19 protein-coding genes and 1 tRNA gene are annotated in these 22,038 nt (G+C 39.6%); 11 read left to right on the top strand and 9 right to left on the bottom strand.

All coding sequences use genetic code 11. The features are described from left to right. The first annotated feature begins 224 nt into the window (after positions 1-224). Positions 225-1,928, top strand: a complete 1,704-nt coding sequence (locus tag A0125_RS06655; RefSeq protein ID WP_066753844.1) for a GAF domain-containing protein — start codon at positions 225-227, stop codon at positions 1,926-1,928. Further along, positions 1,879-2,325: an ATP-binding protein gene (locus tag A0125_RS06650; protein ID WP_197464807.1), complete on the top strand. Its 447-nt coding sequence runs from the start codon at positions 1,879-1,881 to the stop codon at positions 2,323-2,325. Before A0125_RS06655 ends, A0125_RS06650 begins: the two co-directional genes overlap by 50 nt. Before the next feature lie 116 nt (positions 2,326-2,441). On the opposite strand, the gene A0125_RS06645 is transcribed toward A0125_RS06650, so the two are convergent. Beyond that, positions 2,442-2,627: a hypothetical protein gene (locus A0125_RS06645; protein ID WP_156472446.1), complete on the bottom strand. Its 186-nt coding sequence runs from the start codon at positions 2,625-2,627 to the stop codon at positions 2,442-2,444. A gap of 164 nt (positions 2,628-2,791) precedes the next feature. Beyond that, the gene (locus A0125_RS06640; protein ID WP_066753835.1) at positions 2,792-3,349 is read right to left on the bottom strand and encodes a hypothetical protein; all 558 of its coding nucleotides are present in this window, start codon (positions 3,347-3,349) and stop codon (positions 2,792-2,794) included. Between the two features lie 376 nt (positions 3,350-3,725). On the opposite strand from A0125_RS06640, the gene A0125_RS06635 reads away from it, so the two are divergent. After that, positions 3,726-4,847: a baeRF3 domain-containing protein gene (locus tag A0125_RS06635; protein WP_066753832.1), complete on the top strand. Its 1,122-nt coding sequence runs from the start codon at positions 3,726-3,728 to the stop codon at positions 4,845-4,847. 688 nt (positions 4,848-5,535) lie between these two features. Beyond that, entirely contained in the window at positions 5,536-6,786 is a 1,251-nt protein-coding gene (locus tag A0125_RS06630; protein WP_156472445.1) for a BamA/TamA family outer membrane protein, read from the top strand. A 172-nt stretch (positions 6,787-6,958) separates the two neighbouring features. On the opposite strand, the gene gap is transcribed toward A0125_RS06630, so the two are convergent. From gap to pfkA, 3 genes are all read right to left on the bottom strand, one after another. Next, positions 6,959-7,954 carry a type I glyceraldehyde-3-phosphate dehydrogenase gene (gene gap / locus A0125_RS06625; RefSeq protein ID WP_066753827.1) on the bottom strand — a complete coding sequence of 332 codons (996 nt, stop codon included), beginning with the start codon at positions 7,952-7,954 and terminating at the stop codon, positions 6,959-6,961. A gap of 74 nt (positions 7,955-8,028) precedes the next feature. Beyond that, positions 8,029-8,877, bottom strand: coding sequence for a hypothetical protein (locus A0125_RS06620; protein ID WP_066753824.1), 849 nt, complete (start codon positions 8,875-8,877; stop codon positions 8,029-8,031). Between the two features lie 43 nt (positions 8,878-8,920). Further along, positions 8,921-9,904: a 6-phosphofructokinase gene (gene pfkA, locus A0125_RS06615; protein WP_066753822.1), complete on the bottom strand. Its 984-nt coding sequence runs from the start codon at positions 9,902-9,904 to the stop codon at positions 8,921-8,923. A gap of 154 nt (positions 9,905-10,058) precedes the next feature. On the opposite strand from pfkA, the gene A0125_RS06610 reads away from it, so the two are divergent. From A0125_RS06610 to A0125_RS06585, 6 genes are all read left to right on the top strand, one after another. Continuing rightward, the gene (locus A0125_RS06610; RefSeq protein ID WP_082784931.1) at positions 10,059-10,721 is read left to right on the top strand and encodes an NUDIX hydrolase; all 663 of its coding nucleotides are present in this window, start codon (positions 10,059-10,061) and stop codon (positions 10,719-10,721) included. A 160-nt stretch (positions 10,722-10,881) separates the two neighbouring features. Beyond that, the gene (locus tag A0125_RS06605; RefSeq protein WP_066753818.1) at positions 10,882-11,487 is read left to right on the top strand and encodes a TetR/AcrR family transcriptional regulator; all 606 of its coding nucleotides are present in this window, start codon (positions 10,882-10,884) and stop codon (positions 11,485-11,487) included. A 5-nt stretch (positions 11,488-11,492) separates the two neighbouring features. Beyond that, the gene (locus tag A0125_RS06600) at positions 11,493-12,884 is read left to right on the top strand and encodes a TolC family protein (RefSeq protein WP_066753816.1); all 1,392 of its coding nucleotides are present in this window, start codon (positions 11,493-11,495) and stop codon (positions 12,882-12,884) included. A 20-nt stretch (positions 12,885-12,904) separates the two neighbouring features. Continuing rightward, positions 12,905-13,963 carry an efflux RND transporter periplasmic adaptor subunit gene (locus A0125_RS06595; RefSeq protein WP_066753814.1) on the top strand — a complete coding sequence of 353 codons (1,059 nt, stop codon included), beginning with the start codon at positions 12,905-12,907 and terminating at the stop codon, positions 13,961-13,963. A gap of 22 nt (positions 13,964-13,985) precedes the next feature. Continuing rightward, complete coding sequence (locus tag A0125_RS06590; protein ID WP_066753812.1) at positions 13,986-17,162, top strand: efflux RND transporter permease subunit; 3,177 nt, start codon at positions 13,986-13,988, stop codon at positions 17,160-17,162. Positions 17,163-17,372: 210 nt separating this feature from the next. After that, positions 17,373-17,446, top strand: a tRNA-His gene (locus A0125_RS06585). 50 nt (positions 17,447-17,496) lie between these two features. Here A0125_RS06585 and A0125_RS06580 read toward each other — a convergent pair. The 4 genes from A0125_RS06580 to A0125_RS06565 form a co-directional block, all read right to left on the bottom strand. Further along, positions 17,497-17,733, bottom strand: a complete 237-nt coding sequence (locus tag A0125_RS06580) for a hypothetical protein (protein WP_066753810.1) — start codon at positions 17,731-17,733, stop codon at positions 17,497-17,499. Between the two features lie 50 nt (positions 17,734-17,783). Further along, positions 17,784-18,053 carry a hypothetical protein gene (locus tag A0125_RS06575; RefSeq protein WP_066753808.1) on the bottom strand — a complete coding sequence of 90 codons (270 nt, stop codon included), beginning with the start codon at positions 18,051-18,053 and terminating at the stop codon, positions 17,784-17,786. 160 nt (positions 18,054-18,213) lie between these two features. Further along, positions 18,214-19,464 carry a DEAD/DEAH box helicase gene (locus A0125_RS06570; protein ID WP_066753806.1) on the bottom strand — a complete coding sequence of 417 codons (1,251 nt, stop codon included), beginning with the start codon at positions 19,462-19,464 and terminating at the stop codon, positions 18,214-18,216. A 118-nt stretch (positions 19,465-19,582) separates the two neighbouring features. Beyond that, positions 19,583-21,073: an amino acid permease gene (locus A0125_RS06565; RefSeq protein WP_066753804.1), complete on the bottom strand. Its 1,491-nt coding sequence runs from the start codon at positions 21,071-21,073 to the stop codon at positions 19,583-19,585. 302 nt (positions 21,074-21,375) lie between these two features. Here A0125_RS06565 and A0125_RS06560 point away from each other — a divergent pair, with 302 nt between their 5' ends. After that, entirely contained in the window at positions 21,376-21,969 is a 594-nt protein-coding gene (locus A0125_RS06560; RefSeq protein ID WP_066753802.1) for an outer membrane beta-barrel protein, read from the top strand. The last annotated feature ends 69 nt before the right edge of the window (positions 21,970-22,038 follow it).

The raw sequence follows: 22,038 nt of genomic DNA, 5'->3' as shown, positions 1-22,038 counted from the left end.
GCAAGTACATCCATGACTTTTACCACTCTTAAAACAGCGATGCGAAATTTTTGTTTGTGGCGTAAAGGTTACAAAATATTTTTTATTAAAAATACATTATAAAGAGAATATTAGGAAAATAAAAAATGTATTTAAATTTATGCTCAAAAATTCTGATGATATTTATTGAGCATTGCGTTAGTATAAAAATTTCTTTATATTAGGATACTCTATAGGAAGGTTCCATGTCAGAATTAGCGCAAGACCGTCAAACACTTATCCAATCTTATGGACTATTGATCTGCACTGATGCATTTGATCAAATTGTTGGAATAAGCGCTGCAATAAGAAAAATGACAGGTGCACCCGCTATGCATTTCTTAGGTCGTGATATCCGTGATTTTCTTTCTATCTATTTACCCACGCAATCGTCGTACATCGTATCCATTATTAGAGATATTAAACATCAGGATATTGCAAATAAAATTCTCGAGGTTAGTTGTCGTGACCAAGAGTACATACTTCACCTATCTCAAGTAAATAGTTACATTCACTGGGAATGGGAAAGGAAAACTACGGATGATTCTGGCGCTTTCCATATGCACGATATTGCACATGTACTAGAGTCAAGCAACAAATCTCTTTGGCATAAATTAGCCGAAAACATATATCAAATATTGGAATTTGATCGTGTGCATATCTATCAGATTTATGAAAATAACACAAGCGAGGTTATTGCAGAATATGTAAAGGACAAATCTAAATCCTTGCTAGGGTCAAGATTTTCTGCTGATTTTTACCATCCAGATGATTTGAAAAATCATCTGGCCTCACCGTATAGGTATGTACCCGATCTATTTGCTCCGCATTGTATTTTTCATGAATTAGCAGACGAGCATGTTGATGTGATCCACTCCCATTTGTATCCGCTACCTCTGTTGCACAGAGATTTTGCACGCAGTCTAGGAGCCAAAAGCTTAATTGCTTTTCCTCTTGTAGCAAATGGCCGACTTTGGGGCATATTAATTGCGTACAGCTCGTACTTGAGAAACGTGCACTTGCAAAAACGTCAACTTTGCCAGCTCATTTGTACTTACGCTGCCAAAAGACAGGAATCTAACATTAAAAATAATTTGTTAGCATTTCAAGAAAATATTCATGACACGCTACAAGGTATACGCAATGACCTTCTGGCTAATACCAATATACTGCTAACGCTCAGCAAGCATCTACCTAATATGCAGCGACTTGTACAGGCTGACGGCTGCGTGATTTGTAACTCTGAGGAAATGCATGTTCATGGAATCGTACCATCGAAAGCACAAATTATTCAGGTTGCCGATCTCATTCGTACACTAAAAAATAAGAGTCTCTTCTTAGATAGCAATTTCAGATTACGATACGCCGATCAGATAGAGGGTGATCTGAACTTTGCGGGAGTAATGGCATTAAAGCTTGGTAAAGAATCCGAAATCAAAATAATGTGGTTTCGACAAGAGGATGTTGATTTGGTATATCAAGTGGTACCTCTGTGCCAAGATTTATCTCCTGAAGCACACGGTAGCGATGAAACCTTATACACCCATGAAACATGGCGCAAGCAAGTAACTGATACCGCCAAATCATGGAATACAAACGATCTATATTTTGCAGAACATTTGCGAGCACTATTGCAAGATACATTACTAGCCAAGTCTGAGGAAAAAGACAGAATTAATCAGAAGTTGATCCTCCTAAACAATGAACTAGAAATGCTAACTTTCACTTTATCACATGATCTCAAAAACCCACTATCGGTTGTCAAAACTATGCTCGCAAATGCTTTCTCGAAAGGCCATAACCCCCAGCGACAAGCGCTGGATAGATATGTTGTTGGATGGTGTAGAAGATATAGAAAGTATGCTAGACAGCGTACTTTCTGTCGGAAAAAGCAAGGTTTATCATTTTGAGCAGACAGAAATACCGATGGCACAAATGATAGAAAAGATCGTAACACATAGCAAACTTGTACATGATTGTGGGAAGACCAAGGTAGTATATGACGAGTTGATTCCGATATGGGGCGAGCGAAACTTATTACACCAAATATTCCAAAACATTATCGGAAACGCTGTTAAATACAGTAAAAATCGTAAAAGTCCGTATATACATATTCGAAGTTTCAAAAAAGAATTTGAAACGATTTATGAAATACAGGACAATGGAATTGGAATACCAGCTAACGAACTGGAGAATATTTTTCACGTACACAAAAGATCATCCAACGTAGGTAAAATTGCCGGCACCGGCGTAGGGCTAGCCTTGTACGTCGTATATTGGATCGGCTACAAGCCGGCATCTTGCTAGAGAGCACGACTGAAAGTGGCACAAAAGTAACTTTGACGTTTAAAACAAAGCCACCTGTAACATGAATTACAAATGGCTTGAGTATGCAATGAATACCTATATTTTAATTCTAAGCCCTATTGGCGCGGATAGAAGAAAAGTGCATAAATAATCAGTAGCAGTACTACTGCAATAGCTATTACCCATTTAATCGTTTTACCAGCAGGTTTGTCATCTGGCTCATTCTTCACGACATCAGGTACTTTTTTTTCATTCTTATATGGTCTTTCGTCGCCCATATTAGTGTCTTTCATGTTTTCCATAGTTATTCCTTTTTTTTCAATCAATCAGTAGAACGGCAAGCGCGACATGAAATAACCGCTTAGTTATCTACAGCAATACTTGCAAGGGTATAACCGTAGTTTTCGACGAAGGTTTTGCGCAACTACTATTTAGTTAACTGTATACCGCATGGCACACCTGGAAATTATAAAGATAAAGCTGCATTTTTAACCTCCATTTTTTCCCTGGATTTTTCTGCTACACGTGATTCCTTCAATTGCGTCAAAGCACCTTGTTGCTTATACAACTCAGGCAACGATTTGAAAGCATAATACATGATATCTTCCCAGTCTTTGCGTTGCAAAATAAGCTCATGTAAAGCAATCGATCGCAAAAGGTTATCGGCACTCAACTCAATAAATGCAATCTCGAACTGCATACTATCTTTCGTAAGCTGTGTATCCAGATGTTTCCAGATCAAATCAAAATCTTCCTGCTCCAAAGCTACCGACCGCCCATCACAGAGGTATACAAAATCTTCTTGGGTACCCGTGTAATAATTTCGCAGTTTCTCACATGCCATTTGTATTTCGGGACTAGGATTGTTTGATGAAGCTATATCACAAAGCGCCATTCCCTCTGTGCGGAGCAAAAACAGCTCATTGACCACGAACATCTCATCTTCAGTTTCTTTAACCGAAGCGGATTGACAGGAGGTAACCAGCAAACCCAAAGCAATAATGATTAGTGAATACTTCGTCATAAGTAACGATGTAACCACAATTCTTATACCGCTAGCGAAATCGCACCAAAAACCGCGTACTATAATCACAAAAGCACGTAGTTACCACGATTCGAGCGCTTGCGAATGGATTATTTACCATTAGTACACGTTCAGCGGATCGTATTTTTCAATAACAAGTAAGTTATAAATATCACATTTTAGTAAACAACCTACGCTCAAGAACGTTGTAAATGCATAGTAAAGACATCGCTCCGGTATGATGATCACTCCGGTTTAATGTTTTGCTACGGCCTAGAAAAATGCAAAGTTGTATACAATAAACATATTATAAAGGAGCTAATCCACATAAGCGGTTTATAAAACATTATCATTATTACACATTAATAAGTTTACTATGCAGACAATCAATTTAGAATTACTGAAAGAACTGACAAATGTCCAAGATGAGCCATGCGTATCGCTCTATATGACTACACATAAAGTACATCCTGCTAGTGCATCTGATTCTATATCATTTAAAAATCTTTATAAAAAGACACTTCTTTATATTCAGGAGCATAAGCTGATAGAGCACGAAGCATTATTGAAATCGGTAGAGAAGTTGATAGAGGATAAAAAATTCTGGGATAACGGGAGTCATGGTTTAGCGATCTTTATCTCTAAAGAGGATACAAAAATTATTCGCCTTCCTCAGGAGGTACAAGAAATATCATGTGTGGCCAATGCTTTCTGTATCAAACCACTGTTCAAAATGCTTCACGAGAATCAGGAGTACTATTTACTAGCGCTAGGGTTAGATAGCGTAAAATTATTAAAAGGTGATCGCAACCATATTGAGGAATTGCCGATCGAAGACAAACTGCCGCAAAGCATGAAAGAAGCTTTGGGCGACCAACTCACAGACAATCACTTTCATGCCTCGGTAGTTGAAGGCGCCGGCTTGCACGGATACATGGAAAAGAGCCAGGAAGAAGATATTGATATGGATCGTTTTTTTCGCAAAATTGATAAAGGTATCCTAGAGCATTTTGACATTCCTGCCAAAACTCCTCTGTTTTTGGCAGCTTTGCCCGAACACCACACCAATTTTGCACGTATTAGCAAAAATGGCAATCTATCTTCCGTACATATTCCAATCAATCCACACTCACTAAGTCGAAGCGAGCTTCTAAAAAAGGTACAAGAAGTACTAGACGACACATTAGCGAAACGTAAAGCGAATATTCTGGAGAGACAACAACTAGCAGCACAAGAGAATAAGAGTAGCACGGAGATTTCGGACATCGTACGAGACGCAATTGACGGAAAAGTGGAAATACTGTGCATAGAAAATGGCCGGGGAATAAAGGGTTCAATCAATACTGATAAGCGAGATATCGATGAACATGCTAATTTAAGTACAGATGTCATCAATGAATTGGCACGTATGGTATTTAACTTTGGCGGCGAAGTGATTGTATTAGACGAAGCCGAAATGCCAACAAAAGACGGTGTGTTTACACTAAATAGATATTAACATCAGCTCGACTGATCAAAGATTGCAAGATCCATGTTGTGTAAATGCAGACACAGCGTGGATCTTTTGTTTTTATAAGACAATCCATTATTAAATTAGGACAATCTTACGTTATCAGACCTTTATTATTGCGAAGGTAGGTGTAATAGTAGTACATTTGCACTATCATAATTTAGGTTTATAATTGGTTAGTAAAGGTTTTCATTCTCCCCGTTTGAAAACCTTTTTTTATTTTACAGCCATCTATATTTTTACCCGCATCAAAATCAAATATGTCAATTTCATCTTACATAACCAGACTTTTTACAAAAAACAACAAAAAACTTTTTAATAAAACCCTATTTATAACCTAAATAGGGTTTTATTATTAAAAATCGAATAATTTTATATTAAAAAATCATTAAAAGACACTAAAACAGTGAAAAAACAACACATATATTTCATAAAAAATGTAAAAAACAATAAATTTTCGAATTAATATCACAAAAAAGATGAAACAACATTGATATTATGAAAATAAATACTACATTTGTATATCATCATAACAAAAATTTAGGTTTATAATTGGTTAGCAAAGGTTTTCATCCTCCCCGTTTGAAAACCTTTCTTTTTTTACCATCAACCATATTCAGGATTAACTAGCTTAAGATATTTTGGCCGATTGTTTGTATCAGTAGTTAGATCCTATATGTACAGCAGCATTAGAAACCTTTTGAAGGCCCCACGTTTCCTTTTAGTAGTGCTTTGCAGCCTGTGCTGCAACGGCTTTGCTCAACATCCTGTACACGAGATTGAGTTGACGCGCCATGTAGCGGATACCGCTAAACAACGCGACCTTATTGACATTGCCAAAAACATCTTACACATCAGACCAGGTAATACTGTTGATAGTACTGGAAAAAAGGTATACTTTTCATTTCTACCTTTTTCTACCGCTGTACCTGGTGGCGGGCAAGCGCTGATAACGACTACGACCGCAGGTTTTTATCTGGGAGACCGGGAAACCACCAATATGTCGCGCATGACATTTACGCCTTACACCAATTTTGCACGACGCTTTGGATTGCCCATTAGGTCGTATGTATGGTTGGAAAACAATACTTGGGTGATTGACGGCGACATCCGATTACTAAAATATCCTATTGAAACGTGGGGTGTCGGTCGAGAATATGGAAATGACGAACATTTAATGATGGATTACACTTATTTGCGTATCTATCAGCATGCTTTAAAAAGGATCTGCGATGGTCTTTTTCTTGGAGGAGGATATAACTTAGATTATTGGATGAACATTCGAAGCCAAGAGCATCAGCTACTGAGTGACTACACGAGCTACCCTCATGGCACAGATGATCGCGAATATATTCTATCATCAGGACTCAGTCTTAATATGATCTACGATACGCGTGCCAACTCAATCAATCCATGGGCGGGCAACTACGCCAACATTCGCCTGCGCACCAATCCCAAATTTATGGGTAGCCAACAGAATTGGAATTCGCTGTTCGTTGAGACGAGACGATATCATCGCTTTACACGAGACCCTAATGAGCAAAACATGCTCGCAATTCGACAATTTTTATGGACAGTATTCAACTCACCTGCTCCGTATCTCGACCTTCCAACATTAGCTGGAGATACTTACAATAGCTCGGGTCGCGGCTTCCCTCTAAATAGATTCAGAGGGAAATCATTGTATTATGCCGAAGCAGAATATAGACGAAATCTAACGAGCAACGGACTTTTTGGGTTTGTAGCCTTTGTAAACGCGAATACGGTAAGCGGACCTGAAAGTTCATTTTTCCGCACTTGGAATTTCGGGTCAGGGGTTGGGGCCCGCATAAAATTCAATAAGAATGCAGGAACTAACATTGCAATTGACTATGGTGTAAGTCGCCATCATCATGGCGTACACCTTTCGCTGGGTGAAGTTTTTTAATTTGCACTGCTATTGGTGACTTAACTATTTTGCAACCTGATGCTGTACTCACTAACTGCGGAAAAAGTATCTAAATTATAACTTAAATAGTACTCCAAACTCCATAATAAAAGGGTAGCAACTTGCGTTGCTACCCTTTTATTATGGATGCGTTATTAAATCGCCAAGGCGACTATAATTTACCAATCTCTTGCGCTAGATCGATGATTTTGTTAGAATAACCCCACTCATTGTCGTACCAAGATACCACTTTTACGAAGTTGTCATTCAACGAAATACCAGCTTTAGCATCGAAGATAGATGTACGGGCATCTCCCAAAAAGTCGGTGGAAACTACCTCGTCTTCTGTGTATCCCAAGATACCTTTTAATTCACCTTCAGAAGCTTCTTTCATGGCATTTTTAACATCTTCGTAAGAAGCACCTTTCTCTAAGCGTACTGTTAAATCTACTACTGAAACATCAGCTGTAGGTACACGGAAAGACATACCAGTTAATTTTCCTTTTAGTTCTGGCAATACTAACCCTACTGCTTTAGCAGCACCTGTAGAAGAAGGAATGATATTTTGGTAAGCACCACGTCCACCTCTCCAATCTTTTGCAGATGGGCTATCAACTGTTTTTTGAGTTGCTGTTACAGCGTGTACTGTGGTCATTAAACCTTCAGCAATACCAAACTTATCATTCAACACTTTCGCCACTGGAGCCAAACAGTTGGTAGTACAAGACGCGTTTGACACGATAGTATGTTCAGCAGTCAAAGACTTGTGATTTACACCCATTACGAAGGTAGGAGTATCATCTTTAGCTGGTGCAGACATAACTACTTTCTTAGCACCTGCATCGATATGCTTTTGTGCAGTTTCTTGAGTTAAGAACAAGCCGGTAGATTCAATGATGATCTCCGCACCTACTTCGTTCCATTTCAAATTCGCAGGATCACGTTCTGCCGTTACGCGGATTGTTTTACCATTCACGACAAGATTTCCGTCTTTCACCTCAACTGTACCATCAAACTGACCGTGTGTAGAGTCATATTTTAACATGTAAGCCATGTAATCTGGCTCCACTAAGTCGTTGATACCGACTACTTCAATATCTTCACGTTTTACAGCAGCTCTGAAAGCCAATCGGCCAATGCGACCAAATCCGTTAATTCCAATTTTCATAACTATATAATTTATTATTTACTATTCTATTTAAAATTTTTGTTCACTTTCTATTGCAGTTTTAATGCAAAAACTCAACTTTTCGTCGTATAATATTTGATCAGATTCTGCACTGGCTCGTGTACTATCGTTCCAACTGGCAAGTGATACTCAGCTGCCAACTCGGTAAGCCACGTTGCATACTTACTAGCAACAGATCCAGTAAAATTAACCACAGAATCTGGATATGCTTCTGACAAAGGCACTAGATATGTCTTAATATAAGTTTCCAATCCTCTCTTTATGATAGCAGACATATAAGGATCGTCTTTGTTTTCTAATATAAAATCAGAGAAAGAATTAAGAAAAATGTTGGGGTTGGGCTGGTTATATATTTTGTCCATAATGGTTTTTCGATCTAGGGGATGGCTTTGTAAAAACTTTTCTCTAAAACCCTGAGGCATTAGTTCACTCAAGAAGTCCCGTAAAAGCTGCCTTGCCAACCAATTTGCCGACCCTTCATCCGCCATAATATAACCTAAACCGTAGTTGTTATTGATGATTTTTTTCCCATTATAGTAAGCAGCGTTTGATCCACTCCCGATAATGCCAATAATCCCCTTTTCGTTACCAAAAGTAGCAATAGCAGAAGCTAGAATATCGTGGTGCACTTTCACTTTGGCATTCTTGAAAAAGTCTTGAAATACACGATCTACCTTCTCTTGACGATCATTAGATGATGCTCCCGCACCAAAAAAATAGATTCGACGAATTTTTTCAGCGTTATTGATTAAATGCGTATTGCGATTAAATATCTGGTAAATGGTGCGCTCGTCTTGCACATAAGGATTGATCCCAGTGGTCTTAAAACCATACAACACTCTTCCTTTCTCAGCTATCCGCCAATCCGCAAACTTAGAACCACTGTATACTACTACAATCATGTATGACGCCTTGATATGTCGGTTTATCCGATAATTTAATAGGTTATATGGACATTACCTTGGATATTTCTAATAATTCTTTGTCTAATTTGTACACATCGCTATGCAAAGCTACGTGGAGCGGTGTAGTAACGATCTGATTGCCTTTGAACCCAATTGTCGATTTGGAGTTCCCCTTCAGCAATTCTTTCACTGCATGATAGCCCATTCGTGTAGCCAAAATACGGTCAAAACTACTGGGTGACCCACCCCGCTGCAAGTGTCCTAAGATACTAACTTTTGTGTCAAAGAAATCAAATTTTTCTTTGACACACTTCGCTACATGATATGCACCGCCATTTTTCTCGCCTTCTGCTACAATCACGATCATGGAGGATTTGTTCTTATCCATGCCATCTTCTAGCATTTCTATCAATTCATCAATTGCGGTATCCTTTTCGGGCATCAAGATCGCCTCAGCACCAGCTGCTACACCGGCATTCAACGCAATACATCCCGAATCGCGCCCCATCACTTCGACAAAAAACAAGCGACTATGGGATGCTGCTGTATCCCTGATTTTATCTATTGCTTCAATTACGGTATTATTTGCCGTATCATACCCAATAGTATAATCAGTACCAAATAGATCGTTGTCGATCGTTCCCGGAATACACATTACAGGGATATCGTACTCGTCCGAAAAAACCTCTGCACCTGTAAAGGTGCCATCGCCACCAATGGTTACCAGTGCATCTATATGCGCATTTTTGAGATTTTGATAAGCAGTAGCGCGCCCTTCTTTTGTGCGAAACTCCGGACAACGCGCCGATTTTAAGACGGTACCGCCTTGTGTCAAAATTGAACTTACCGAGCGACTGTCCATCGTGAATAAGTCATTTTCGATCAAACCTTCGTATCCACGGTATATGCCAGTTACTTCAATTTTATGATATATAGCTGTACGAACTACGGCACGGATGGCTGCATTCATGCCTGGTGCATCTCCGCCAGAAGTTAGTACGCCTATTCTTTTTATACTTGTCATGTGTAGGACTAATCTATGTTATATATACGAATATAATGTGTATTTATTACACTATTAAATTTTTTTTTAGTTTTGTGTTGTTTTCGGGATATTTATCCGGATAATTGTTACTTTTGATATTAACCGCCATATTAGGTACTTAAAAGGGAGGTCTGTGCATTCTCAATTCACCATTGATTGCGTTATACTAAGTTTTGACAACGGAACGTTGCAGGTATTACTTACCGAGCGTAACGAATATCCTTACAAAGATTGGTGGTCCATTCCTGGCTATTTTGTAGATAAATATGAAGAGATGGAAGATGCGGTATACCGTATATGCCATGAGATGACCGGACTCAAAAACATCTATATGGATCAGCTGGCGGCCTTTGCGGGGGTAAAACGACATCCAGAAGGTCGAATTTTGACAGTTGCTTACTTGGCTTTCGTTCAATATGATAGTATTAAAAGCAAGATAAAGCCTGTATCAACGTATATGAAGCAAGCCAAATGGTTTGCGATAAATGACCTTCCCGATCTTGCTTTTGACCATTTAGAAATTATAAACAAAAGCTTGGGTCGTCTTAAAAACACCATATCCTACTCCGCATCTTTGTACGAATTACTCCCTGAGAAGTTCACACTTACCCAATTACAGCTCTTACACGAAGCGATATTGGGTAAAACCTTGGACAAAAGAAACTTTCGGAAAAAAATTAATACGCTAGGTTACCTCAAACCCCTAGATGAGTACCAGAAAGGAGTTTCTTACCGTGCCGCAAAATTGTACAAGCTCGATAAACGAAAATTCCATAAAGTTATTGGTCAGGGATAATAACTGACAGATCGAAAGTCGAATTTTCAATTATTACTCCGTTATACCATTATCAATTGTCTCACAATTGTCTTTTTTAATTTTTATTTCTCACAATATTTTTACTTTTTATATTTTTGAACAATTTATAACAAAAGTCAAATAGTATAAATGTTCTAAAATGTCAGAAAACAGGAAAGATGAGATAGTTGAGGCGGCTTTGAAAAGATTCTCCCATTTTGGTATTCAGAAAACTACAATGAATGAAATTGCTGATGATCTGCGGATTACCAAAGCAAATCTATATTATTACTATCCGGACAAATCGACTTTATTAGGCGATTGTATAAAATTCGTAGTTAACGAAATGTCAAAGAAGGAATACGATATAATACAGGCAAATGAGGGAGGGTTGCTAGGCACACTATTCTCCCTATTCGAGCTTCATAACAACTATGCAAAAGATTATTACATGCTGTCTTTGTATGAGAAGGCTGAAATTATTCGGGAATTGAGCATGCAGTGTATGGTGCAAGAGTTTGATCAGCGTAATATTCAAAACCTTCGCATACTCTTCCAACGTGCTATTGAAACGAAAGAATTGATCTTGACGGATCTGGACATGGCGACAAAAGCATTCCATGAGATAATTAAAGGGCTTTCTATGTTTCACCGGATTTCAGACATTATCACAGGCATACCAAATGTTGATAATACAGAGAAAATATTAGCAAGCCAAAAGCGTGCTGCCAAATTTATTTTAGAAGGAAAATTAATTAGTAAATAACCAGAATGAAAAACATTAAATTGATCGCACTCGTGGTATCTGGTGTACTCGCTGCGCCATCTTTATTCGCACAAGAGCAACTGACCCTACAGCAGGCTATTCGCTATGCACTGGAGCATAAAATCGACGCGCAAAAAGCAAAATTAGATATTACTAATGCTGAAAACAAAATAGCCGAAACCAGATCGGGAGCTCTTCCTCAGATAAATGCAGAAGGTGGAGTGACTTATAATCCAATCATTCAACAAAATGCTATTGATGTAAGCGCTATTGGCGGTGCACTTCCTGGCGTAGAACCTGGCACTCCACCGGTCGAAGGCGGCAATGAAGGCGGTTCACTTGCCTTAGTTGCTTTTGGTACGCCTTGGACATCTGCCAATACAGTATCTTTAAATCAGCAGATTTTCAACCAAGCACTATTCACCGGCTTGAAAGCTGCAAAATCAAGTCGCGAATTTTACCAAATCAATTATATGCTCACCGAAGAGCAGCTGATAGAAAAAATTGCGAATGCTTACTATGAAGTTTTCCAGACACAGCAAACACTAAAAACGGTACAGACAAATTTAGACAATACACGCAAAAGCATGTCGATCATTAAAGGTTTGTACGAAGCTGGCTTACAAAAGAAAATCGATCTCGACCGAATCCAAGTAGCAGTTACCAATTTGGAATCGCAAAAGCAACAAACACTAAACGGATTACAACTCCAAAAAAATGCTTTAAAATTTGCTATGGGAATGAATATTTCTAACGCAATTGAGCTGCCTGAGGAAACTTTTCACGTAGATGTGTCGAAGATTTATGAAGATGCAGACACTGAAACCAGAACTGAATTAAGATTACTTGACAAACAAGCCGAACTCTTAGAGTTTAATAAAAAAGCTGCGATTGCAGAATACTATCCAACCGTATCGGTTAGTGCAAACTACGGAGTAATGGGATTTTCACGTGATTTCTTCCTGACCAAGCCATCTACTTCACGATGGGCTGATTTCTCGGCAATAGGCTTAAACATTCGAATTCCTATCTTCAATGGCTTCGCTACACGCAGTAAGGTAAGACAGGCCGAAGTGGAATTGCAAGCATTACGTTACGACCGAATGGACACCAAATTGGCCTTAGATCTGGATAACGAAAACGCTAAATCGCAGATGAAAAACAGCCTCCTAGTCATTCGTTCTAACGAAGACAACGTAAAATTGGCCAATGAAGTTTTACGCGACACCGAAAACAACTACAAAAATGGCTTAGCTAGCTTGACAGAGCTATTAGACGCAGAAAAAGCCTATGCCGACGCACAAAATAATTATACTACATCCTTATTGGATTATAAAATAGCAGAGGTACAACTCATTAAATCTAAAGGAGAATTAAAATCACTTATTAACGAATAACTTTAAGCAAGACCCTACAAATGAAACGAACAATTATCACTATAGTAGTCATAGCCGCAGCCCTAGCAGGTATCGTCTATTTATTACAGAAAAACAAAGCGCATAACGAAGCGGAAACACAGGCAGCTGCAGCTACAAATCCCAAGGTATCTGTACGTACTGACACTGCCAGCAACCGAATGATGAATTTGGCTTATATCTCAAATGGCACATTTGAACCAAAACAAATGGTCACGGTATCTGCGGAAGCACAAGGACGCGTCGTAAGAGTATTGGTAGATGAAGGAAATGCAGTTCGCGCCGGACAAACTCTTGCTGTAGTAGAATCTGACCGCATCAATGTCAATGTATCAAATGCTGAAGTAAATATGAGCCAAGCAAAAAGTGACCTAGATCGCTACGAAAGCGCATTTAAATCAGGCGGTGTCACGGAGCAACAGCTGGAACAAGCAAGATCTCAATACGAAACTGCAAAAAACAACTATCGTACAGCAGAGATAAACGCAAAGGATATCACGATCAAAACATCGGTAGGTGGTATCGTTAACAGCCGCAAAATCGAACCAGGTACATATGTAAGTCCAGGTACGGCTGCTTTTGAAATTGTGAACGTTAGCACACTAAAACTTCGCGTAAACGTGGATGAAAAAAATGTCGCTCCGTTACAGCTAGGTCAAGAAGTCGAGATCGCTGCTAGCGTATATCCAGAAGACGCATATACCGGCAAGATCACTTTTATTTCTCCAGTAGCAGATCGTAGCTTGAATTTTCCAGTAGAAATCGAGATACAAAACACCTCCGATAAGCCTTTACGTGCAGGTATGTATGGCACAGCTACTTTCGGCGTAAACAAGAAGGCAGATGTCTTAATCGTTCCTCGTACTGCCTTCGTTGGTTCTGTGAGCGACAATAAGGTATTCGTAGCGCGCGAAGGTAAAGCTATCGAAACTAAAGTCGTATCCGGACGCAGCTTCGGCGACTATATTGAAGTGCTCTCTGGTCTCAAAGCTGGCGATGTGGTCGTGACTACTGGTCAGATCAACTTGCTAAACGGTACCGAGATCGAAATTATTAAGTAAGTAATCTCACAAAATATCAGGCATGAAAATAAGTGAAGTTTCCATTAAGCGACCTAGTATCATTATAGTACTATTTATACTATTGACGCTAGGTGGTCTATTTTCATACTCTCAACTCGGGTATGAATTAATTCCAAAATTTGAAACAAACGTAATCTCGGTACAAACAGTATATCCGGGAGCCTCTCCTACTGAGGTAGAAAATACTGTAACTCGTGTCTTAGAAGACGCGGTATCCTCCCTAGAAAGCATCAAAAAAATTGAAGCTACATCTATGGAGAATCTCTCCATCGTGATGATTACCCTGAATACAGGTGCAGATGTTAACTTCTTATTGACTGATGCACAGCGTAAAATCAACGCCGTACTCAACGATCTTCCAGACGATGTCGACCCGCCTTCGTTGAACAAGTTCTCTCTCGATGATGTCGCCATCATGAGTTTGGCAGTAACGTCTAATCTCTCGGAGAAAGATCTATATGATTTGTTAGATCAAAAAATTCAACCGGTCTTCGCACGTATTAATGGTGTAGCTAAAGTAGATATGGTGGGTGGCGAGCAACGCCAGATTCAGGTGAGTATCGATCCGGATAAATTGCGCGGCTATCGTATTCCATTGACTCAGGTGCAACAGATGATCGCCTCTTCGAATCTTGATTTTCCTACCGGAAGCGTAAGTACCGACGAAAAACGTACGACCATCCGTCTGGCAGGTAAGGTAAACACGATCGATGAATTAAGAAATTTACCTATTTCAACCTCAGCTGGCTCGATCATTTATCTACGCGATATTGCCGATGTACAAGATGGTATTGCCGAAATTGAAAAAATTGCCCGATTGGATCGTAAAAACACTATTTTACTACAAGTATTCAAGCAATCTGATGCGAATGCCGTAGAAGTGTCCGAACTCGTTCAAGCGACTATAAACCAAATCGAGACGGATTATGCCACAAACAATATCAATATCTTCTTGGCTTCCGATTCTTCCGAATTTACGTTGAGTTCGGCCGACAATGTGGTGCACGATTTAGTTATTGCTATTGTACTTGTGGGTTTAATTATGCTATTCTTCTTGCATAGTTTGCGAAATGCAGCGATTACCATGGTAGCTATTCCATTATCATTAATCGCGACATTCATTGGATTGTTAATTATGGGTTATACCCTAAATCTGATGTCGTTATTAGCGCTATCCTTAGTGGTTGGTATTCTTGTAGATGATGCGATCGTAGTATTGGAGAATATTCACCGACATATGGAGATGGGCAAAAACAAAGTACGGGCAGCGTACGATGGCGCGAGCGAGATCGGCTTTACCGTATCAGCGATTACCTTAGTAATTGTAGTTGTATTCTTGCCGATAGCCTTGTCATCAGGTCTTGTAGCCGACATCTTAAAACAATTCTGTGTAACGGTGATCATCGCAACATCACTATCTTTCTTAGTTTCATTTACTGTCGTGCCTTGGTTATATTCGCGATTCGGAAAGCTAGAGCATGTGAGCAATACTTCGTTCTTTGGTCGTATCATCAACGGTTTTGAAAATGGGTTGACTAGCTTCACTCATTGGATATCAGATTTATTGAAATGGTCTATCAAAACTCGCCTCAACAAAGTATTAACGTTACTATTAGCCATCATTTTATTCGCAGCATCTATCGCCCTACTGCCACTAGGATTTATCGGTTCAGATTTCTTCCCAAGTAGTGATCGTGGTGAATTTTTGGTACAGCTAGAGCTGGAGAAAGACGCTTCCTTGCAAACTTCTAATCAGTTTACGCAACGTGCAGAAGCATTTATCGCAAGCAAACCAGAGATCGAGCGAATGATTACGACCGTAGGTCAGTCCAGTGATGGTGTGATGTCCACTGGTGGATCCAGGTACAAATCAGAGATTCAAGTCTTCCTAAAAGATGAGTACAAGACGCAGATCAATTCTCGTGTTTACTCTGCACAATTGAAACGAGAGCTCGAAAAAGAGCTAGTCGGACCAAAAATCAAGATGGTAGCGATGGGCCTTATTGGTGCCGAGCAAGCGCCATTGAAGTTAACAATCATTGGCTCTACCATGGAAGATGCACTAGCCTTCGCCGAAAAAGCTGCGGATCAATTGCGTCAAGTACCAGGCGCTGTAGGTGTTAAGCTGACTTCGGAAACAGGTAATCCAGAAATCAACGTGGAAGTTGATCGTGAGAAAATGACCTCACTCGGATTAAACATCTCAACAGTCGGTATGAGCATGCAAACTGCCTTTGCCGGGAATACGGACAATAAGTTCCGTGCTGGCGACAATGAGTACGAGATCAACATTCAGTTTGATGATAAAGGCCGCTATAACATTGGCAACGTGCAAGATCTGGAATTCATAAATAATAACGGCGAAGCAGTCAAGCTAGTGCAATTTGCCAAAGTAGGATACAGCTCTGGCCCTACTTTATTGGAGCGCCGCGACAAATCACCTGCCGTCTCAGTAGAAGGACAAATAATCGGTAGATCGGGTGGTGCTGTAGCTGCCGATTGGCAAGCGCAGTTCGAACAAATTGAACGTGCGCCTGGTGTACAATACTTATGGGGTGGCAACATGGAAAACCAATCCGAAGGTTTCGGCACGTTAGGAATCGCATTAGTAGCTTCTATCTTGCTGGTATATTTGGTCATGGTAGCATTATATGACTCTTTCGCAACACCATTCATCGTATTGTTCTCCATACCATTATCTTTCATTGGTGCACTATTAGCACTTGCATTGACCAATGAGTCGCTCAACATTTTTACCATCTTAGGTATCATTATGTTGATTGGTTTGGTAGCAAAAAATGCCATCCTATTAGTAGATTTTGCGAATCACAAGAAAGAGGCTGGCGCCAATACATTCGATGCCTTGGTTGCAGCGAACCACGCTCGTTTGCGCCCGATCCTAATGACGACCATCGCAATGGTATTTGGTATGGTGCCAATCGCAATGGCTACTGGAGATGGAGCAGATACCAACCGCGGTTTGGCAATCGTCATTATCGGCGGATTGATCTCTTCTCTATTCTTAACTTTGGTTATTGTGCCTGTCGTTTACTCAATCTTCGATGGATTCCAACGTCGTTTTGGCAGCAAGGAGAAAACAAATTATATCGATCTAATGGTCGAAGATTTTGAATTGCGCGAAGATTACGTCGATGAAATGGATGTAAAACACACATAATACTACAATTCTAAAATAAAATTTTCAAATGCCTTGATGTAATTTAAATACCCATCAAGGCATTTTTTTGGTTTAAAATTCGCGCTTATAGCGCAGCATAAAAAAATAAGAAGCTCGCAATCATTACGTTATTAAAGATCATAGACTTTTTAGAAAAGAATGTTTGCTACAATTATATAATTATGCTATTTTTGTATCACGAAAAAAACGGTAGGTATAGCTCAGTTGGTTAGAGCACTAGATTGTGGTTCTAGGGGTCGTGGGTTCGAGCCCCATTACTTACCCAAAAGAGCGAAGATTATTCTTCGCTCTTTTGTTTTATTATAGGCATTTCTTAAACGGTACGACCAAAATGCTTCTGCACAAGTAGTGCAAGCTCTTCAGCAGATATTTTCGTATCCTGACTACTTTCAATACTCCACACACGACTACTCATATCAAATTTCAATAGATACGGCTCAGTCAACCCTGCTTCTTGCACCTTAAAAAAGTGGTTTTCTGTATTGTAAGTCACATCAAATTCTATAGGCACTCCGCCAATATTATGGGTGAAATTTCTCGTATAACTCATATATTCATTTTTTTAGTGGGTATATCCCTGAAAAATTCTATAAAATAAGATCAATCTTCCAACTTAGCCTCTCGTAAATGAGTTCGCAGTTTTTCTGGCACGAGATGACTTTTATCTGGATGATAGTAAATCTTATCACCTACACGTAGATGCTCTCCTGATTGTGGGTTGAAACCTACGGCCGGCAAATCGTCACTTTCTTCGTAAAAATAAGCATCGAAGATTTCACTTGCGGAATAACTGGCCATATCGGGCTTTTGTTGTACAAAATCAGCACGATATTGTTCTATTTTCTCTAAAAGCTTTTCCTTAGTAAACATAGTTTTAGGTGTATGTGTCTTAATAATGTCGTGAGCAAGCTCTCTAAAACAAACATCCCGACCGCCATATTGTTTTTGGGATCGGGATGATGAAAAGGTGATACATACGGAATATCTCGGTATATAGATAACCTAAGTATGCACTGGTATCTAACAGGATTTAGTTTTCTGAAGATTTAGCTTTAGTCGAGGAAGTGCCTACTGTACGCTTTCCTTTATAATTTTTCTTTCGTGAATTTTTAGGTTTCTGAGGTCTTCCCGTCTTAGGGTTGTACACCGGCCCTACTCCCAATCCTTCAGGAAGTGGCTTCTTTTCGATCTCATATTCTATAAGATGCTCAATACGTGCAAAACGAGATTGATCTTTTTCGTTTATAAACGTTATTGCTGTTCCTGTAGTAGAGGCACGTGCCGTTCGTCCAACTCTATGCACATAATCTTCGGGATCGGGAGGCACATCGTAATTGACAACTAAACTTATACCTACAATATCGATACCTCTACTAATCACGTCTGTACCAATCAATACGCGCAAACGCTTTGAGCGAAATTTATTAATGATCGATTCTCGCTGCGCCTGTTCCAAATCCGAATGAAATCCCTCTGCTTCGATACCACTTTTGGAAAGGTCGCGAGCCAGAGTTTTTACAATTTCCTTCTTCGATGCAAAAACGATAATACTAGTATAATCTTGATTCGACAAAATATGCCGAATTAATTTACCTTTTTGATCATCATAGGTCATATAAGCATGTTGATCAATTCCAGCAGACGGTTTAGAGATCGCTATATTAATTTCTTGCGGTTCCTCGAGTATTTTCTTTGCTAAAGTGCGGATCTTAGCGGGCATCGTTGCTGAAAACAATAAGCTCTGACGCTTAATTGGCAGATAGCTTATAATTCGGAGAATGTCATCATGAAAACCCATATCTAACATGGTGTCTGCCTCATCTAGGACAAGATGCTCCAACCGAGTAAAGTCAAACTTTCCCGAACTCATATGACTAATTAAACGGCCTGGCGTAGCTACAATAATATTGACTCCTTCACGTATAGCGCGCTTTTGCTGTTCATAACCCATACCATCTCCACCTCCGTACACGGAGATAGAAGTAGCACCAGTAAAATAACCAAGCCCCATGATCTGCTGATCAATCTGTAAGGCTAGCTCACGAGTAGGCACTAGAATGATAGTATTAACAAATTCTTTTGGATCTTTACAAATCTTGTTAAGGATTGGAAGCAAATAGGCCGCAGTTTTACCCGTTCCTGTTTGCGCGCAAGCGATAAGATCCTTATTATCCAATATTACGGGTATAGTTTGCTCTTGTATAGGAGTTGCCTGCTCAAACCCCATACTTTCTAATCCCTCTTCCAACGTGGGAACGAAACCAAATTCGGTAAATTTCAATATATAATGTTTGGTATAAATAAAAACTTTTGTAATGTACTACTTTTTTATGGTATATAACGACAAACGCTGCCCGTTCAAGGGCAGCGTTTGTTTTATCGAAAAGCTGATGTACTATTTAATCTTGTTCGTATCTTCCGCTTTCAATCTCTCCACGAAGCACGCTTCGCTTCTTACCATATACGAAATAAATTACAACTCCTAATAACATCCAAAGACCAAGACGCTCCCAACTTTCGATCGGTAGCGAGGCCATCATTGCTACGCAAACCAGCACACCCAAAACAGGGATTAGCGGCACCAAAGGCGTTTTAAAAGGACGTTCGGCGGTTGGGTTTTTGTAACGTAAGACGATTACGCCGATACACACTAAGCTAAATGCAAACAGTGTACCGATACTTACCATATGTCCTAAATCTGAGACAGGCACAAATCCCGCAAAAATACTTACAAATACCATAAAAATAAGGTTTGTTTTCCAAGGAGTTTGTCTTTTAGAAAGGTCAGAAAACATCTTTGGAAGTAAACCATCTTTACTCATGGTATAAAAAACACGGCTCTGGCCTAATAACATCACCAAGATAACTGAGGTATAACCTGCAATAATAGTGACAGTCATCGCGGTATTTAGAAACGTATAACCTGTAGCTGCAAATGCTGTTGCTACTGGACTGGCATCACCTTGAAAATCTTTATAATTCGCTAAACCAGTAAGCACGTACGAAAAAGCCACATAAAAAATAGTACAAATAATCAGTGACCCAATGATACCAATCGGCATACCTTTCTTAGGATTAATCGCTTCTTGCGCCGCCGTACTCACCGCATCAAATCCGATAAAAGCAAAGAACACAACTCCCGCTGCTCGTAGAATACCGCTGATACCATAATGACCGAAATACCCTTCGCTGAAGAAGTCAAACATGCCTATTTTGCCCGCTTTTAACAATTCCTCTCCCTGATTAATAGGTATAAACGGATCGTGATTAGCTGGATTGATAAAACTCCACCCCAATATGATAAAGATTAGTACCACAGCAATTTTGAGAATGACGAGTATGTTGTTAACTAAAGCAGATTCTTGCGTGCCTCGCATCAATAAAAGTGATATCAACACTACAATAATAATGGCTGGAAGATTGACAATACCACCTTCCCAGGGACCATGTAAGATAGCTTCTGGCAACCCTTGCCCAAAAATATTTACAACTAACTGGTTGACATACTGCGACCAGCTCGCGGATACGGTTGCAGCTGCCAAAGCATATTCTAAGACCAAATCCCAACCAATGATCCACGCCATGAACTCGCCCATCGTGGCGTACGAATAAGTATATGCACTACCGGCAACCGGTATCATAGAAGCAAATTCAGCATAGCAAAGACCTGCAAATGCGCAGCCAATCGCAGCGATCACAAACGCAATAGTAACTGCCGGCCCGGCATGATCTGCTGCCGCAATACCCGTCAACGAAAATAACCCAGCACCTATAATAGCACCTACGCCTAGTGCTATAAGACCAGTACTGGTCAATGTTCTTTTTAGTGTTCCTTCTCCACTTTGCTGCGCCTCAGCAACCAATTTTGATATGGATTTCTTATACCACATGATTTAGATTAATTTTTAGATAGTGTAAACGTACAAAAAAATACAAAAAACAGACAGCATATCGCCGTAAATAGTAAGTATTAGGGAAAATTATCGATTAAAAAATAGAAAATTATAAATTTTAAGCGGTTCATACTGCATTTTTGAAAAATTACAGGTCTGCGAAGAGTCTCTTTCAAATCACAGTTGCCAGCAGAATAAGACACTGAACTATTGACTAAAAATTTACAAAAGTCAAATTCAGTTTGTGCTGTATATCCGTATTTTTACGCAGTCTTCACGGTATTTACCTTAACGAAAAAATGATTGCATTACATAAAAGAGAAAAATATACCAAAACCATAACGCTACTAGTGGTGTACTTCGTCTCTATACTATTTGCACAAGCACAAATAGGAATTGGCGTACAGGGTGGCGGTAATTTAAGTAAGGCTATCGGTTCTGAATTTCGATCTTCTAACCGTATCGGTCTTCAGTTTGGCGCATTCCTGAGTTATGGTCTGAATCCTTATTTCACGTTGCAATTGGAGCCCGGCTACAATATATCCCGGATAAGAACTAACGAAACCACACAAGCACTACCCCAAGGAATCACTAAGGCCACGCGTTCGGTTGACTATTTCAACCTTCCATTACTTGCAAAGCTTACACTCACGCCACAATTTGCTTTACTCGCGGGTATAGAGTTCAACAAGCTATTGAACGAAGACAGACATCTACTGAATAATAACCAACCTGCCTTTCAAACTAATCTTCAAACGGGATATGTTTTAGGTATAGAATTTCGTAAATTATACCTAAGATATCGTAGACATAACGGTTTTAGTCAGATCAATAGTCCAAACGATTCCTACATCCAGCAATTGCAAATTGGACTTCGTTTTCGCCTAATGTAAGCAAATCTTTGCGACATGGTTCTGTTGTGTGTACGGTCACAACCCAATGCATCTTATTTCTCTACCCCG

It is taken from the genome of Sphingobacterium populi, from assembly GCF_001586775.1.
In the GTDB taxonomy this organism is placed as follows: domain Bacteria; phylum Bacteroidota; class Bacteroidia; order Sphingobacteriales; family Sphingobacteriaceae; genus Sphingobacterium; species Sphingobacterium populi.
This window is presented reverse-complemented; position numbering and strand designations above follow the sequence as displayed.

Bases quoted from the DNA above. Each gene is read 5' to 3' on its own strand.
- A0125_RS06655 (WP_066753844.1), top strand. From the start codon at position 225: ATGTCAGAATTAGCGCAAGACCGTCAAACACTTATCCAATCTTATGGA.
- A0125_RS06650 (WP_197464807.1), top strand. From the start codon at position 1,879: ATGCTAGACAGCGTACTTTCTGTCGGAAAAAGCAAGGTTTATCATTTT.
- A0125_RS06645 (WP_156472446.1), bottom strand. From the start codon at position 2,627: ATGGAAAACATGAAAGACACTAATATGGGCGACGAAAGACCATATAAG.
- A0125_RS06640 (WP_066753835.1), bottom strand. From the start codon at position 3,349: ATGACGAAGTATTCACTAATCATTATTGCTTTGGGTTTGCTGGTTACC.
- A0125_RS06635 (WP_066753832.1), top strand. From the start codon at position 3,726: ATGCAGACAATCAATTTAGAATTACTGAAAGAACTGACAAATGTCCAA.
- A0125_RS06630 (WP_156472445.1), top strand. From the start codon at position 5,536: ATGTACAGCAGCATTAGAAACCTTTTGAAGGCCCCACGTTTCCTTTTA.
- gap (WP_066753827.1), bottom strand. From the start codon at position 7,954: ATGAAAATTGGAATTAACGGATTTGGTCGCATTGGCCGATTGGCTTTC.
- A0125_RS06620 (WP_066753824.1), bottom strand. From the start codon at position 8,877: ATGATTGTAGTAGTATACAGTGGTTCTAAGTTTGCGGATTGGCGGATA.
- pfkA (WP_066753822.1), bottom strand. From the start codon at position 9,904: ATGACAAGTATAAAAAGAATAGGCGTACTAACTTCTGGCGGAGATGCA.
- A0125_RS06605 (WP_066753818.1), top strand. From the start codon at position 10,882: ATGTCAGAAAACAGGAAAGATGAGATAGTTGAGGCGGCTTTGAAAAGA.
- A0125_RS06600 (WP_066753816.1), top strand. From the start codon at position 11,493: ATGAAAAACATTAAATTGATCGCACTCGTGGTATCTGGTGTACTCGCT.
- A0125_RS06595 (WP_066753814.1), top strand. From the start codon at position 12,905: ATGAAACGAACAATTATCACTATAGTAGTCATAGCCGCAGCCCTAGCA.
- A0125_RS06590 (WP_066753812.1), top strand. From the start codon at position 13,986: ATGAAAATAAGTGAAGTTTCCATTAAGCGACCTAGTATCATTATAGTA.
- A0125_RS06580 (WP_066753810.1), bottom strand. From the start codon at position 17,733: ATGAGTTATACGAGAAATTTCACCCATAATATTGGCGGAGTGCCTATA.
- A0125_RS06575 (WP_066753808.1), bottom strand. From the start codon at position 18,053: ATGTTTACTAAGGAAAAGCTTTTAGAGAAAATAGAACAATATCGTGCT.
- A0125_RS06565 (WP_066753804.1), bottom strand. From the start codon at position 21,073: ATGTGGTATAAGAAATCCATATCAAAATTGGTTGCTGAGGCGCAGCAA.
- A0125_RS06560 (WP_066753802.1), top strand. From the start codon at position 21,376: ATGATTGCATTACATAAAAGAGAAAAATATACCAAAACCATAACGCTA.